Below are 15247 nucleotides of genomic sequence, written 5' to 3'. Positions count from 1 at the left end.
AAAGCTTTAAATTTTTGTGGTACAAAAGGGCATGAGCTCCGTTTAGCCAGTCAAAAAAAAGGTAAACAAATATTAAGCTGTAATTTTGTAATTAGTTAATTCAAAAATTGTTCTCGATATTCCGTTGGAGTCATCCCTGTTTCTTTTTTAAATAATCTTGAAAAATAGGGAGGATTCTCGAAACCTAATTGATAAGCTGTTTCAGCTACTGTACTATCAGTGCTGACCAATAGATTTTTAGCCTCTGTAACCAAAGAAATATGAATGTGTTCTAAAGCTGTTTTACCTGTCTCCTGCTTTAGTAAATCGCTTAGATATCTTGCTGATAAAGATAATTTTGATGCCATATATTTTACGGTTGGCAATCCTTCTTTTTGAAGCTTTCCACTTTCGAAATAAAGTTTAAGAATCTCAGTAAACTTGGTAATAATGGTACCTGATAATGAAGCTCTGTTTAAAAACTGCCGCTTGTAATAGCGCTGCGAGTATTTTAAAATAGAATCAATATGGGTGAGCATAATATCTTTGCTAAAATCATCCTGATTGTTGTAATACTCCAACTTTATTTTATGAAACAAATCCCAGATAGTTTCTTCTTCTTTTGGTGATAAATGCAAAGCTTCATTTACTTCATAATCAAAAAAGCCATATTTTTTAATTTCCGAATAAAGATTGGTATTTATTAAAAAATTTTCATCGATATAAATCATAAAGCCTTTTTCGGTTAGTTCAATATCGCTCATTGTAATTTTCTGGCCTGGTTTTACAAATGCCATCGAACCGTTATCGTGATCATACTTCGTTTTTCCGTATAAAATAGTACCAGACTTTACTTTTTTTAAAGCTATTTTATAAAAGTCCATCGTGAATTCGGTTTCAGTAAACGTGCAGCCTTTTAGTTCTTCAAAAGTTACTAAACCAAGTAAAGGATTTTCTGGAAGAGGAAATCCGTTTGTTGTGTAAAGCTCGCTTATTGTTTTGTAATTTTTCATTCCAGCCATTTTATGAATTATAAATTTACGATTTTAAAGGTTATCGCTTATTTGATACTGTCAAATTTCTTTAAGATAAGTTACTTCCGGAGCTGCAATTAACTTTCCATTTAGAAAAGCAAAAAAGATTTTCACATAATCCTGCTCAAGATGCCAGTCATAAGTTTCTTTTGATGTGTAAACAGCAAAAATTACGATAGTGTTGGGCTCTTCGATTTTTCTCATCAGTACAAAATTCTCGCATCCTTCTTCAAGCAGAATATGATTTTTTGTTTCAATTGCAAGAACAAGTACTTCATTAATAAAGTCGGGATTAATTTTAAGTGCGGCGTTAGTTATAATTTTATTTTTCATCATTTTTGTTTTAATACAAATTGGAATGTTCGAAATCTTAAACATTCCAACTTAAGTATGAATTAATTTTGATTCATCATTTCAAAAGCATCGTTTGGAGACAGCAAATACAACTTTCTAAATTCTGCGGTTTGTCCAACCTGAATTTCATAGGTATCATTTGTCATTCCGCTAATTAATCCTTGGGCTACATCGCTTGCTCGCATTCCATTCTCTCCGCCCATTTCTTTAGAAAATTCAGTATCAACCAAAGGAGGCATTAGTTCGAAAACTTTAATTGCTGTGTTCTTAGATAAAGTATGTCTAAGTGAAAGAGTATACGAATGCAAAGCAGTTTTACTATCTGAATAAGATGGAAGCGCAGCTGAAGGTGAAAAAGCAACAATAGAAGTTACATTTACAATAGCTGCATTTTCCTGTAATTTTAAAACAGGTAATAAATTTTCTGTTAAACGAATTACTGCGAAATAATTTGTTGCAAATTCTTCTTCTGCTTTTTCAAATGCTCTGGCATTTTGGTCATGTTTGTAGGCGAATGCGTGACCGGCATTATTGATAAGTATACTTAATTCCGGATAGTTTAAATTAACGTTTGCAATAAGATCTGTTATGTCGTTTTGATTTGTAATATCACAGCGAATAGCGATTGTGTTAGGTAAAATTTTTGCAGCAGCCTGTAGTTTACTTTCGTTTCTGCCAATAATTATAACTTTGTTTCCTTTCTCACTTAATAATTTAGCAGTTTCCAGACCAATTCCTGAGCCGCCACCTGTAATAAGCACTGTTTTATTTGTAATATTCATTTGTTTGTTTTTTTAGTCTAAAATTTTATTGCTTCTCTCCATTAAGGATTTATTTGATACTCTTTAGTATAGAACTTTCAAACATTTTTGGGGCAAAATGCTGTAGAAATACAATCATGCCCGACATTTTACCAACTGGATTACTGAATTTAGGTTCTTTTGTGCCAATTAATTTTGTAATAATTTTTGCCACAGCATCTGGTGATTCTGCTTCGTCTAAACCTTTTTTTGTAGCAGTATTTACTTGTTTTCTATAGGTATTGTAATCTGGAATAGTTCCTGTTGATGAAATTGAGTTATGTCCAAGATTTGTTTTGAACCAGACAGGTTCTACTACGCTTACTTTGATATTAAATTGATTTAACTCAAAACGTAAAGATTTAAAATATCCTTCTACAGCATGTTTTGAAGCTGAATAATAAGACAAATTTGGAGGTCCAATTAAGCCAACAATAGAGCTTACAGTAATAATTTGTCCAAATTTTTGTTTTCTAAAATAGGGTAGTAATGCGTTAGTTACCTTAACGGTTCCCCAAAAGTTGGTTTCAAACTGTTTTCTTGCTGCATCGATCGGTGTTTCCTCTGCAATACCAGTTATCATAAAGCCTGCATTATTCACTAAAACGTCTATCTGTTTGGTTTGATTAAACAGGTTTTCTTTAAATTCGTTAATTGAATGATCGTCATCGATATCTAAACGTAATAATTTAAACGGAACTTTATATTTCTCTGGTTCACGACTGGTTCCAATTATGGTATAGCCTTTTTTATGAAGGTCATTAGCCAGCATTAATCCAAAACCTGATGATGCTCCTGTAATCAAAATTTTTTTGCTCATTTTTTATTTCTTTATATGATTAATAATGAGACAAAGTTAGAGCAGGTCTTATTGTTGCTGCTTATACAAAAGTCGGAAGACGTGATACATTTTTACGACCTATATTATTTAGTTAATCTCTATGGTACAAATAGATTAAAAATAAAAAACTGCTGAACCTATTAGATTCAGCAGTTTTATCAAAAACAATCCAGAAGTAAAATCCCTTTTTATCTATTCTAGAGAAACCTATTTATTGATTATTCTTCAACCACTCTAAACGTCTTTGATCAGGAAGATGCGTGATTTTAAAGTCTTCAAAAGCAGCAGTAAAACCTTTTCCGTCCGGACTTGCGGCCATCATACCCACTTGCACCGTTTTAAATTCAGGAAAGTAAGCAGTATTAGTCATCGTGTAGTTAACTCCGTCAACAGAATAAAAAATTTCGACTGCATCTAGTCGGCGTACCGCTTTCATCCAAACATTTTTAGGCTTTTCTTTCAGGCCCAGTACGCTCCATGAACTTTTATCAATCGTATGCACGGTACTTATATTATAAATTCCATCTACATATTCAACACCAGTTTTAATGTAATTATTTTCATCTATTCTTAACATTAGGCAAACCTGGTCGAATCTGGTTTTATATACTCCGCTCATTTTTACTACAACTTCAAATTCGCCGCTTCTTTCCGTATATAAAAATGGTCCGTCGAAAACTGTAAATCCGTAATGGCTTTTGTTCCAATAATCAGATTGAGGTGTTACCTGCATAATAAGTTTGTTGTCTTTTATTTCCCATTCTGCTGGTTCATTGAGCCAGTTCATGGTATTTAGTTTTTGTGCATTTGCTTTTACAGCCATTATACAGATACAGATTAAAACTAAGTGAATTCTCTTCATGATTTCTTAAATTTGAATTTTATTAATAATTTACAAAGGATGTGATTTGATCTGTTTGCAGCAATAGTCATATATAACCATTTTCAAAAACTGATTATAATCTCTTTCTTATCTTATTATATAACTACTCAACTTATGGATCCTATATCGAACTTAGAATACAAATTCTCTTTCGAATCAATTGACAGCTCAGAAAAGCGTAAAGAAGCATTAAATGAAGCCATTCAGATGATTGATGCATATGTGAAATTAGATAATTCATTGGCTGTTTTATCTGATTTGGCAAGTAATAAAAGTTATATTTTTACAGGTAATTTCGGTGTTTTTTTAAATATGCAATCCTCTGAATATAGAACAATTGATTCTATTTGGGAAGATGAAATTTATCAGCGTATTCACCCTGATGATCTTTTTCAAAGACATCTCTTGGAATTAGAATTTTTTAATTTTTTAAAGATAGTATCTCCTGAGGAAAGATTAAATTATGCCACAAAATGCAGAATTAGAACTCTAAATACTAACAAGGAATACCAGTATATTCTGCATCGTAGTTTTTATCTCAAAAACAGTTCAGAAGGAGGGTTGTGGCTTGCTGTTTGTCTTTATAATTATTTATTTGAAAAATCAGGTTCTGTATCAGGTATAGATGGTAAAATAATTAATACCAAAACGGGGGAAAGTTTTTACATTGACACTTATGTAAATTGTATTAATCTTTTGACATCGCGTGAAAAAGAAGTTTTAAGATTAATTGGTAAAGGTGTGATTAGTAAAGAAATTGCAACGAAACTAAATATCAGCCTTAATACTGTTAATAGGCACAGACAAAATATTCTGGAAAAACTAAATGTAAATAATTCTATTGAGGCAGTAAGAACAGCAGAGGCTTTAAATTTGTTATAATGTAATCGTAATGAAGGTTTTCATCGGATTAAAATTAAACTTTTTTACAATTCTAGCTAAGAGTAATCTGCTTTCTAATTTTGTTTAGGATTTTACGTAATTGTTATGTTTAATCAAACAACAAATTTCTTGAGAATAAAAACAAAATTAGTGTACTTTTGCATTTACAAACAAATTGACATTCTTGAAAAAGTATATTATCATAGTACTTTGTGGTCTAATTTTTCTTCCATCTTTTGGAAGTATGTTTGTATATGCTTCATTCAAACTGAATCAGCAGGAAATTGCCAAAACAATCTGTGTACAGCGTAAACAGATTTTTAACTCTTGTAATGGTCGATGTGAACTTCAAAAGAGCCTTAAAAAATATTCTGATAACGAAAAACAAATGCAGGACAGTCTTAAAGAAAAAGTAGAGATTGTCTATATCTGCAACTCTGAAGTAAATTTTACTTTTTTACCTCCTTCAGGATATCATAAAAATGTTTTTGCTTTTTTAAGCAGCAAACCAATTGGAATTTCCTCTACTACTTTTCGCCCGCCCGGCACTATTTTATACATCTAAAATTCTTTTCAAATTGATTAACAAAATTGTCATTGCCTTTCGCAGCTTGACAATACTGCTATTGCTATGAACTAAGTTTATTTTTCTGTATTCATTTATTCTTCATAAGATAAAAAATTAAATAGAAAATTTAAAGGTTTTTGACAATTGGTTTTGTTAAGTCATGTCCTTGTTAATCTTTGGCAGCAACTTTAATTAGTGCTGTGTGTAATAGGATTGGCAATATCCTTATTTGAATACTAACAGAATTTTATTTGATCAATCTTCATTGAAATTATACATACAAACAAGTCCGTAGTTTATAGCATAATCTGCTGGATTAAATAATAAAATATGAAAAAAACAGCTTTAATTCTTTTGCTTTCTCTATTTGTAATATCATGTGAGAAAGCACAGGAGAAACTTCCAATATTAGGAAATCCAATAGTAAAAGGAAATGAAACGCAGTACCCGCGTATCAAAGAGTTTTCGTTTATCAATCAGGATAGTCTGCAGATAAACAACAATACTTTTGAAGGGAAAATCTACATAGCCGATTTTATTTTTCTTTCCTGTCCTTCGATCTGCCCGAAAATGAATACTCAACTTAAAAAAGTGTACGATGTGTACAAAACTAATAATGAGGTATTGTTTCTTTCTCATACCATAGATCCTGAGCATGATACTGTACCGCGTCTTAAGGCCTATACGGTAAATAACGATATAAAAAAGAACTGGCATTTTGTGACTGGAAACAAAGACAGTATCTATAAAATTGCAACCGAAAGCTACTTTGCAACAGCATATCCGGATAAAAATGAGCCTGGAGGTTTTGTGCACAGCGGCGGATTTTTGCTTATTGATAAAAACAGACATGTTCGCGGCGTTTATGATGGGACAAATCCAAAGGAAACAACAAGACTAATTGCCGATGTGAAAACTCTTTTAGAAGAAAGTGAGGCAAAATAATAATTCACTTATGAAAAAATGTATCACTTTATTTATTCTCATGCTGTTTGTGTTTCAAAATACTGGCAGTATCTGGATTATTGGTGATTTTTATATCAATAGGAATTATATAGCTAAAAGTTTATGTATCAACAGGTTTGATTCCATTCCTATTTGTAATGGAAAATGCTATCTGGATACTAAATTGAAAGCAAATGATAAGCAGGAACAGAAATTTCCAACAATAACTTACAAAGAAGTGCAGCTTTTTTTTGAAAGTCCTCTGGAATTTTTATTCACACCGATCCATTTTATGATTAAAAAGAAATATCCGTTGCTGCAGGCGTGCGGTCAAAAGTCTAATTATGTTTTTTCGATTTATCATCCTCCCAGATGCGGTTAATGCTCTCGTTTTAGTATTAATCATAAAATCAAAAAAATGCAAATATCAGAAATACCCGAGCGCAGCCTGAGTTTATTCACAGGTGATGAGAGTCATTTCTGGATGGATAACACAGCTAACCTGCTGCAAAGGTTTCCTTTATTGGAATACCCTCACAGGCAGAATTTCTTTATGCTTCTCTTTATAGATGACGCAGAAGGAGAAATTAGTATTGACAATCAAAAAATCCGTCTTGACAGCGCTAAAGTCATCGCTGTAAAACCTCGTTGTGTAAGCTTCATAGACATTAACAGAAAAGCCAAAGGAAAAATAATCTGTTTTACTGAAGAATTTTTTTCCCTGCGCTACAACAATAACATTTTAGACCAATTTTCATTTCTTGATGATACTTCTAAGTTATTTGTCAGGCTTAGTGAAGAGGAAGCAAACAAGTGGGAATATCTGCTTGAAATATTTTTCAAAGAGTTCAGTCTCCATAGAAAAGAATCGGTAAAAGTACTCCGATCTTATCTCAATATCCTGCTTTTTGATTTGGAACGGCTGTATGATCCCTCGGGATTTGTTGTAAATAATTCGCCTAAACAACAGAAGGTAAAAGAATTTGAAAAACTCATTGACAAAGATTTTAAGTTGAAAAAAATGCCTGCCGCCTATGCGGATCTGCTCAATGTAACGCCAAATTATCTGAACAAGATATGTAAGGAAGTAACAAATTATACAGCAGGTGACCTGATACGAAAGCGTATCGTAATAGAAGCACAGCGGCTTATTCATTTTACCAATTATTCTATAAATGAAATTGCGGATCAGCTCGGTTTTGAAAATGCGTCCTATTTTGTTACTTTTTTTAAAAGACAGACAAACAAGACACCCGAGCAGTTCCGCAGATTATCAAACCAGTAAAAAATAAAAAATAGGAAATAATAAAATTTTAATACTATTATGAAAAAAATCCTTCTAATTGCCGCTATTACTGCTGTGTTAAGCTGTAATAAAAAAGAGGAAAAAGCACATCCTCATGATCATCCTCATACTATGGAATCTGAAACAATGTATAAAGATCCTAAAAACCCGCTCAATAAATTAACCTATGCCAGCAACATAGACTTTAGCTGTAATATGGATGTCAGCAAGTATGGCGTTAGTGATACTGTTACTTATAAAGGGAAATTATACGGTTTTTGTTCAACGGTATGTAAAGATGACTTTATGAAAAAACCAGATGAATATCTGGCAAAAAATCAGAAGTAATTTTTCCTGAGAATTTTAGGAAAAAAAAGGCTGAAAAACTTTGATTTTTCAGCCTTCTTAATTTATTATTGACTATTTGCTCTGGTTTTATTTATTGTTTTTAGTCAGGTCAAAGTTTAAATTAGTATTCAAAATTACTCCATTATTGTTCTGAAAAACATTTTTACCCTCTATCTGTCTTCCTAACTGTACAGTTTGATTTAGATAACCACCTTCAATTCTAATATTTTTATTAAACCTATAGCCTAATAAAATTCCAATTCTGTTTTGATCAAAAACGTTCATATTAACATTTTTTCCAAATCCAACAAAAATTTCATCATAGAAAGCTAAATAGGGTGTTTTGTCTTTTATCTCATTTCCTTTTAAAGGCACCTGAACTCTTATCATATATCGAATTCGGTTCAATAGCGGAAATTCGTCTTCTGTTGTCTCATTAATGGAACTGTATCTGCCAACAAATCTTTGTTCTAACATAAATCTATGCGATAAATCAACAATTCCTTCTTTGTGATTTAGCTGTACCATTTCAAAAATCCTATGTTCTGTAAAATCTCTGCCCATGCCATTAAGGGGTATTTCTCCATAAGGATAGGTTTCGATCCAGCCATAACCAACCCGGAACTGCACTCTTGAATTTAAATTATAATTTAGGCCGACTCTTAATAAACTTTGCTGCCATTCGGTAATGGTTTCATTTCTGCGCCATTGGTATTCAGTATGTATTGCAAATTTTTCTGAGATTTTGAATGTGCCAAAAAAATTATACCATCCAATGCTGTTATTGGTAGTAATACGATTATTCTGCCCGATTACGGATTGTATGCCTCCAATTAAAAAAACGAGGATTAGTACATAATTTTTCTTGTTCATTATTTTAAGAATTCAAGGGTTCCGTCTGTCAAATTATAAAACACACCTACAATTTTTATCTGTCCTTTATCTTCCATTTCTTTAAGAATTGGACTTTTTTTACGAATTTGATCCATAGCATAAAGCACGTTGTTTTCTGAAACGTGTTTTACAAATTTATCATTTTTAGATGTTTTTTCACCATTAAAATCCTGACTCATTTCTACAGCTGGTTTTATTTTTGAAAGCATGGCAGTTATATTTCCCAATTTTACATCATCGATAGCACCTTTTATAGCGCCGCAATGCTGGTGTCCCATCACTAAAACCAATTTTGCGCCTGAAACTTTACAGGCAAATTCTATACTGCCCAGTAAATCTTCATTTACAAAATTTCCGGCTACACGTCCCACAAAAATATCACCCAATCCCTGATCAAATACGTCTTCCACTGGTACTCGGCTGTCCACACAACTTAATACAACAGCTTTTGGGAACTGGCCCGGTGCCGATTTTCGGGCTTGTTTACTATGGTCGCGAACCGTAGTTACACCGCTTTGAAATCGTTTATTTCCTGCTATAAAATCCTCTAAGATAGCATCAGGTGTAAGTCTGGTTTGCTCTTCCTTCGTCATTACATGAGACACTACCGGTTTTAAATCTTCTGCAGGAATAGAAGTTGAATTTGATTTTTCTGTTTTTGTACCATTGTTGCAAGAAACCAATAATACTGCTGTGCAAAGCATTACTAATGATCTGAGTTGATTGTCCATTTCTTTGTTTTAGATTAAGTGTGCCTACTTTGTAAAACGGTGTTCAGCATGTCCGTTTATTATTTTTTATACTGTTTATATAAAACAGTAAAAGAGGTTTTTTCCCTACCTGAAAGCTGTCCGCAAATTTAATTTTTTTCCTGAAGTGTAAAGTGGCAGCCCCTTTAATCCTTCTATTAGGATAGTTTAGAGATACAAAATTATCTGAATTCAAACAAGTTGCGTGAATTAAAATAGCAGAGGTGGTTAAAGAGGAGGAACTATGACTAAAAATGGAATTTTGAATTTTAAATTATTCTTTATTAGTGGTTTATATTTTTAATAATAAAACAGAAAATAATATACAGCCCAGCAATCTGATAATAAGGTGTAACTAGTAAAATCAATAGAGTGAAAAGCTAAATTCAGTAGAATAAAATGCAATATAAATAGTGATTTTAACGAATCTGGAAGTAACGTTTATTAAAATTTCCTGCTTTTTTGTTTTTAGCAATTTCTGGATTACTGACCGAAATTTGCAGTAAAAAAACAGAATAATTTATGGACTTTCCAATTTTTCATTTAGACTGGCTCAACAATAGGATGCTTATCGCCATCATTGCCATTATTCACGTGATGATAAATCATGGGTTAGCTGTAGGTTTTATGCCTCTTATAACTTGGCTGGAACAGAAAGGCGTTAAGAATAGCGGCAGGGAACAAATTACAGATTTAGACTGGGACAACAGAATCTATAATATGATGAAAGTTGCTTTTATCATAACTACAACACTTGGTGCAATGACAGGAGTGGGGATCTGGTTCTCCGTTGCACTTGTAAGTCCCACATCGATTGGAAGTTTAATACGTGTTTTTTACTGGGCATGGTTTGTTGAATGGCTGGTATTTGTTACTGAGGTAATTTTGATCATGATTTATTTTTTGACATGGAAGAGCAGTAATACTTCACTGAGGGCTAAATTATTGCACATCCGGTTTGGATGGTTTTTAAGTTTATTCTCCTGGATTACTATGGCAATTATTGTTTCTATTTTGAGCTTTATGATGGATCCCGGAAACTGGAATACACATAAGAGTCTGCTCAATGGGTTTACCAATCCAATTTATCTGCCTCAGTTATTGTTTAGGACTCCTACAGCCATGCTGGTAGCTGGAAGTTTTGGAATGATGTTGGTAACTCTATTCTTTAAAAAAGGTACGGATATAAGGCTCAAAGCGGTGAAATATGTCTCAAAGTGGATTATTCTATGGGCTCCGATTTCGCTTTTGGGAGCAGTAATTTACTATCGTGCAATTCCAGAGGCCATGACTGCCAATATGAGCACGGCTGTGGGTACGATGGATTTCAATAAGTATTACGATTTAATGAAATATTTTATACTATTTGGAATTTCGTCTTCTCTGATAATGGCAGTTTTAGGTTTATTTAAAACCAGATGGATTAGAAGTTATATGGTATTGTTTCCCGTAGTTATGGCTTTTGGATATCTTGGTTTTTTTGAAAGGGTCCGTGAATTTGTCCGAAAACCTTATGTAATTGGAGGTTATATGTATTCCAACTTATTATTAGAAGAAGATTATCCTGTTTACCAGCAATACGGACTTCTTAAGAATGCAACCTATACCACAGTAACCGAGATTACGCCAGAGAATAAAGTAGAGGCCGGCAGAAATGTTTTTGCAATTGCCTGCAGCCGCTGTCATACCACTCAGGGAGTTAATAGTGTAGTTGATGTTTTTGAGCGTATGTATGGAGTTGGAAAGCCGTTGGATATTAACTCGATGGCATCTTATATACCCAATATGCATAACGGAAGAACCTATATGCCTCCTTTTCCTGGCACCCAAGAAGAAAGTGAAGCCTTGGCGGCCTATATCCGCAGTATTCAGGATACTGGTGATGTTCTCGAAGGGGCACAGTCAGAAGGTGTAGAGGTAAGTGGACTCCAAGATACAAAAGCAGTTTTAGCAAATAAAAAATAACAAAAGTTTAAAAATGATCAATTTATATATTGCGTTGCAAAACAATGTTCCCGTTCCAAAAGATATTCCCTTGCCGCTGCCAATGCCTGAATGGTTTTTTGTAGTGGTTCTTGTACTGTCCTTCCTGCTTCATATCCTTTTTGTAAACCTAATGCTTGGAGGCTCTATTTTGGCTTTGATTGCCCAAATAAAAGGACTTAAAAATAAAGAATACGATATACTGGCACACGAAATAGCCAAAACCATAACAGTCAACAAAAGTATAGCCGTAGTACTGGGTATTGCGCCTCTTTTGAGTATTAATGTATTGTATACGATTTATTTTTATTCGGCAAATGCGCTTACCGGTTTAATGTGGATTGCGGTAATACCGCTGGTAACAGTGGCATTTCTGCTTACTTACCTGCACAAGTATACTTGGAAAACATTAGAGAATCACAAAGGAGTTCATATTTCGATTCTGGCCTTGGCAACAGTTATCTTTCTTTTTATCCCATTTATCTTTCTGACCAATATTAATCTAATGCTTTTTCCTGAAAAATGGGCTTTAGTAAAAGGCTTTGTTGATGCATTGTTTCTGCCGAATGTTTTTCCAAGGTATCTGCACTTCATCTTGTCTTCACTGGCTGTAACGGGATTGTTTATATTTTGGTACAACAGCCGTAAGAGTTACCCCTTTGAAGCGATATACCAGCAATTTACCCGATACGATATTCAGAAAAAAGGATATTCTCTGGCTCTTACAGCTTCTATATGCCAGTGTATGATTGGCCCGCTTGTACTGCTGACTCTTCCTTCTAAAGGCATGGGCTGGAACCTGATTTTAGTTATTTTTTCGGGTGTTGCTTTTGCTGTTCCTGCCATGTGGCTTATCTGGAAGAGACTGACCGGTGAAAAGGAAAACATCGAAAAAGACTTTTATAAAATAGCAATGCTGCTTGGAATTACGGTTTTGTGCATGGGATCAGGAAGGCAGATTTACAGGTCAAATTCGCTTGAAAAACATCGTGAACTGGTGAGAATTAAAACAGACGAATTTCAAATTTTGAAAAAGAAGGCCGCAGCCAAAATCAAAGAAGTAGAAGCCGGAGAAGCTTCGGCAGATATGTCAGAAGCAGAGAAAGGACAGAAGGTATTCAGCCAGTATTGTGCTTCCTGCCATAAAGTAGATGAAAAATTAGTGGGGCCTCCAGTTTTGGAAATGGCAAAAATTTATAAAGATAATGTGGCCGATTTGCAGAAATGGATAAAAAATCCGGGTAAAAAACGTCCTGATTATCCGCAGATGCCCGGTTTTGAATCGCAGCTGGATCAGCAGAAACTCGATCAGCTGGCAGAATATATCCTGACCATAAAATAAAGTAAAAAACAATTCTCTATGATTCGTTTCTGTTATCTGGTTCCAATAATTATTTTTATGTGTGTTACAGGCATTTTATACAAGGTAAATAAGTATGAAAGTATAATAAAAAAAAGACTAAAGAGCAGAATAGAAAGATCGCATAGCGTTTCCGCTCCATGTTTAGAAAATAATAATAGTAAATGATACTGTCGTATAATTGACAGCCTTAATCGATTTTTAACTTAAAAATAAAATAGTATGATACAAGTTTTTTCCATTATGATTTTAATTTTTGTGCTTCTTGCCATTGTTTTTCTGATAAGAATAAAATCAATTACACTGCAGCTTGTTAAGTCAAAAGAGGTGAATAACAAAGAAAACCCATTAGAAAAGAATTATCAATTTATTAAGGGACTGTATTAGCCAAGGTTGTCCACCAAAAGAAGTTTCTTTTTAAATTTTGATAGTTTGGAGCCCTGTTGATGCTGACACACACAGGGCTTCTTTTTTGTTTATAAATAGGACTTAAGTTTTAAGAGCAAATAGGATTATGAAATTGAGAATAGCATAGATAGAAAATTTTGCTTATCAAAATGGTATGTATTAAAAGTGTTTTGGCAGCAGATATCGCTGCATGAGTTTTTAATTTTGACATATATAAAAATTAAAAAATTAATTAAAATGAAAAAGGCATTACTACTAATAGATATACAGAAAGAATATTTTGAAAATGGCGCATTGGTACTTGTAAATCCAATTCCGGCAAGTGAAAATGCAAAAAAATTACTGGAACATTTCCGAAAAGAAAATGATACTGTTGTTCATGTACAGCATATATCTGGCGAAGGAATTCCCTTTTTTGTTTCTGGAACTCAAGGAGTGGAAATCCATGAAAATGTAAAACCACTACAAGGCGAGAAAGTAATCACGAAACAATTTCCTAATAGTTTTAGAGGCACTGATCTATTAGAATATTTACAGTCAAAGGAAATAACGCATTTGGTTATTGCAGGAATGATGACTCATATGTGTATAGATGCAGGAACAAGAGCAGCTGTTGATTTTGGATTTGAATGTACTGTAATTGGCGATGCCTGTGCTGCAATGGACCTTCAGATTAACGAACAAAAAGTAAAATCTGTCGATGTACACAATGCATTTTTAGCAGCATTAGAATTCTTTTACGCTAAAATTCAGACAACTGATCAATATCTGCTTTCTTAAATAAATTTAGAACTCAATTTTATAAAATGGGCTGTAATTTATTATGGCTCATTTTTGTATTTGGCAGTTATTTGCAAATGAAGTTGTAAATTTACTAAAGCAGGCTGAAAGTAATAAAACGATTTTTAAGAGATTAAAAAGTAATTAGAAAGGAATGAAAACAATAAAATTTCATAAAGCAGAATGTGGTGTTGAGATGCTTCTTAATGTATTGCATGGAGATGTACTAAGCGAAAGATATTTGGAGCGTGATACTTTTAACACTGATTTTTTTGAAATTTTGCTTTTTAAAAAGGCGAAGGGAACTCTGATTTTAAATCAACAGAAAATCAATATTACTGACAATACAATTATTTTTATTTCCCCTTTTCAGAAAAGACAATGGATATTGGATAATGAGGGACTTGACTTTACTGTTTTGGTTTTTCAGGAAAATTTTCTTAACGATTTTTTCTCAGATAAATACTTTACGTATCGTCTTCTTTATTTCTATCAGTTAAATTTTCCTTTAAATATAACTATTGAAAAAGAAGAACTGCAAAAAGCACTTGAGCAGCTTATGGAAATCAAAACAGAATTGGCAGCGCGCAGGACAGACAGTATTCACATCATACGCTCTCTTACTTATTATCTTCTTCTGAAGTTCAACAGAGTATATGCCGAAAAAAATAATCTCTCAATTGAAAGGGCCGAAAATAATTATGCTTACCAGTTCAAAAAGTTACTCGAAACTCATATAAGGGAGAAGCAGAGAATTGATCATTATGCAGATTTATTAAATGTGAGCAGGATTTCAATTAATACCTGCGTGAAAAAACAGTTTAATGTTACCGCTGTAGAACTCTTAAAACAAAGACTGCTCTTCGAAATAAAAAATGATCTGATACATTCTGGAAAGACTGTCGCTGAGATTGCCTATAATCTTCATTTTTCGGAACCTGGACATATGATGCGATTTTTTAAAACCCAGACAGGAATTACCAGCACGCAGTTCCTGTCAGATTATCAAAATGGTATATTTTCATAGCATTTTAGTTGAGTTTTTATAGAATAAGATAAATTTGCAATAAAAGAATTGCTATACTTTAAAAATGATAGTTTACAGTATATTTTTTCAATCCATTCAATCTGCCTTGAGGCAGTTAATTTTTTAA

General features: G+C 33.1%; 17 protein-coding genes. 10 read left to right on the top strand and 7 right to left on the bottom strand.

The window, feature by feature from the left end; all coding sequences use genetic code 11:
- Nucleotides 1–95: 95 nt before the first annotated feature.
- The 5 genes from L1276_RS01675 to L1276_RS01655 all read right to left on the bottom strand — a co-directional run bounded on the left by L1276_RS01675 (nt 96) and on the right by L1276_RS01655 (nt 3870).
- Complete coding sequence (locus L1276_RS01675; protein WP_253784815.1) at nt 96–992, bottom strand: AraC family transcriptional regulator; 897 nt, start codon at nt 990–992, stop codon at nt 96–98.
- Nucleotides 993–1052: 60 nt separating this feature from the next.
- On the bottom strand, nt 1053–1346 hold the full coding sequence (locus L1276_RS01670; protein WP_253784813.1) for a putative quinol monooxygenase: 294 nt from the start codon (nt 1344–1346) through the stop codon (nt 1053–1055).
- Nucleotides 1347–1408: 62 nt separating this feature from the next.
- Entirely contained in the window at nt 1409–2149 is a 741-nt protein-coding gene (locus L1276_RS01665; RefSeq protein ID WP_253784804.1) for an SDR family oxidoreductase, read from the bottom strand.
- 49 nt (nt 2150–2198) lie between these two features.
- Nucleotides 2199–2987, bottom strand: a complete 789-nt coding sequence (locus tag L1276_RS01660) for an SDR family NAD(P)-dependent oxidoreductase (protein ID WP_253784802.1) — start codon at nt 2985–2987, stop codon at nt 2199–2201.
- A 232-nt stretch (nt 2988–3219) separates the two neighbouring features.
- Nucleotides 3220–3870: a DUF1349 domain-containing protein gene (locus tag L1276_RS01655; protein ID WP_253784800.1), complete on the bottom strand. Its 651-nt coding sequence runs from the start codon at nt 3868–3870 to the stop codon at nt 3220–3222.
- Nucleotides 3871–4098: 228 nt separating this feature from the next.
- Here L1276_RS01655 and L1276_RS01650 point away from each other — a divergent pair, with 228 nt between their 5' ends.
- From L1276_RS01650 to L1276_RS01625, 6 genes are all read left to right on the top strand, one after another.
- Entirely contained in the window at nt 4099–4773 is a 675-nt protein-coding gene (locus L1276_RS01650) for a response regulator transcription factor (RefSeq protein WP_253784798.1), read from the top strand.
- Between the two features lie 184 nt (nt 4774–4957).
- Entirely contained in the window at nt 4958–5338 is a 381-nt protein-coding gene (locus L1276_RS01645; protein ID WP_253784796.1) for a hypothetical protein, read from the top strand.
- 333 nt (nt 5339–5671) lie between these two features.
- On the top strand, nt 5672–6286 hold the full coding sequence (locus L1276_RS01640) for an SCO family protein (protein ID WP_253784793.1): 615 nt from the start codon (nt 5672–5674) through the stop codon (nt 6284–6286).
- 10 nt (nt 6287–6296) lie between these two features.
- A complete protein-coding gene (locus tag L1276_RS01635) occupies nt 6297–6668 on the top strand; it encodes a hypothetical protein (RefSeq protein WP_253784791.1) in 372 nt (123 codons plus the stop codon).
- Between the two features lie 36 nt (nt 6669–6704).
- Nucleotides 6705–7571 (top strand): AraC family transcriptional regulator, encoded by an 867-nt coding sequence (locus tag L1276_RS01630; RefSeq protein ID WP_253784789.1) that lies wholly within the window; start codon nt 6705–6707, stop codon nt 7569–7571.
- 39 nt (nt 7572–7610) lie between these two features.
- A complete protein-coding gene (locus L1276_RS01625; RefSeq protein ID WP_253784787.1) occupies nt 7611–7919 on the top strand; it encodes a YHS domain-containing protein in 309 nt (102 codons plus the stop codon).
- 87 nt (nt 7920–8006) lie between these two features.
- On the opposite strand, the gene L1276_RS01620 is transcribed toward L1276_RS01625, so the two are convergent.
- The gene (locus tag L1276_RS01620; RefSeq protein ID WP_253784785.1) at nt 8007–8792 is read right to left on the bottom strand and encodes a DUF2490 domain-containing protein; all 786 of its coding nucleotides are present in this window, start codon (nt 8790–8792) and stop codon (nt 8007–8009) included.
- Nucleotides 8792–9544: a carbonic anhydrase family protein gene (locus L1276_RS01615; protein WP_253784783.1), complete on the bottom strand. Its 753-nt coding sequence runs from the start codon at nt 9542–9544 to the stop codon at nt 8792–8794. The genes L1276_RS01620 and L1276_RS01615 overlap by 1 nt, the downstream gene beginning before the upstream one ends.
- Nucleotides 9545–10084: 540 nt before the next feature.
- Here L1276_RS01615 and L1276_RS01610 point away from each other — a divergent pair.
- From L1276_RS01610 to L1276_RS01595, 4 genes are all read left to right on the top strand, one after another.
- Nucleotides 10085–11527, top strand: coding sequence for a cytochrome c (locus L1276_RS01610; RefSeq protein WP_253784781.1), 1443 nt, complete (start codon nt 10085–10087; stop codon nt 11525–11527).
- A gap of 13 nt (nt 11528–11540) precedes the next feature.
- Nucleotides 11541–12887: a c-type cytochrome gene (locus tag L1276_RS01605; protein ID WP_253784779.1), complete on the top strand. Its 1347-nt coding sequence runs from the start codon at nt 11541–11543 to the stop codon at nt 12885–12887.
- Between the two features lie 663 nt (nt 12888–13550).
- On the top strand, nt 13551–14093 hold the full coding sequence (locus L1276_RS01600) for a cysteine hydrolase family protein (RefSeq protein ID WP_253784777.1): 543 nt from the start codon (nt 13551–13553) through the stop codon (nt 14091–14093).
- Between the two features lie 154 nt (nt 14094–14247).
- Complete coding sequence (locus L1276_RS01595; RefSeq protein ID WP_253784774.1) at nt 14248–15120, top strand: AraC family transcriptional regulator; 873 nt, start codon at nt 14248–14250, stop codon at nt 15118–15120.
- Nucleotides 15121–15247: the final 127 nt, after the last annotated feature.

Source organism: Flavobacterium sp. HSC-32F16 (genome assembly GCF_024171645.1).
GTDB lineage: Bacteria > Bacteroidota > Bacteroidia > Flavobacteriales > Flavobacteriaceae > Flavobacterium.
This window is presented reverse-complemented; position numbering and strand designations above follow the sequence as displayed.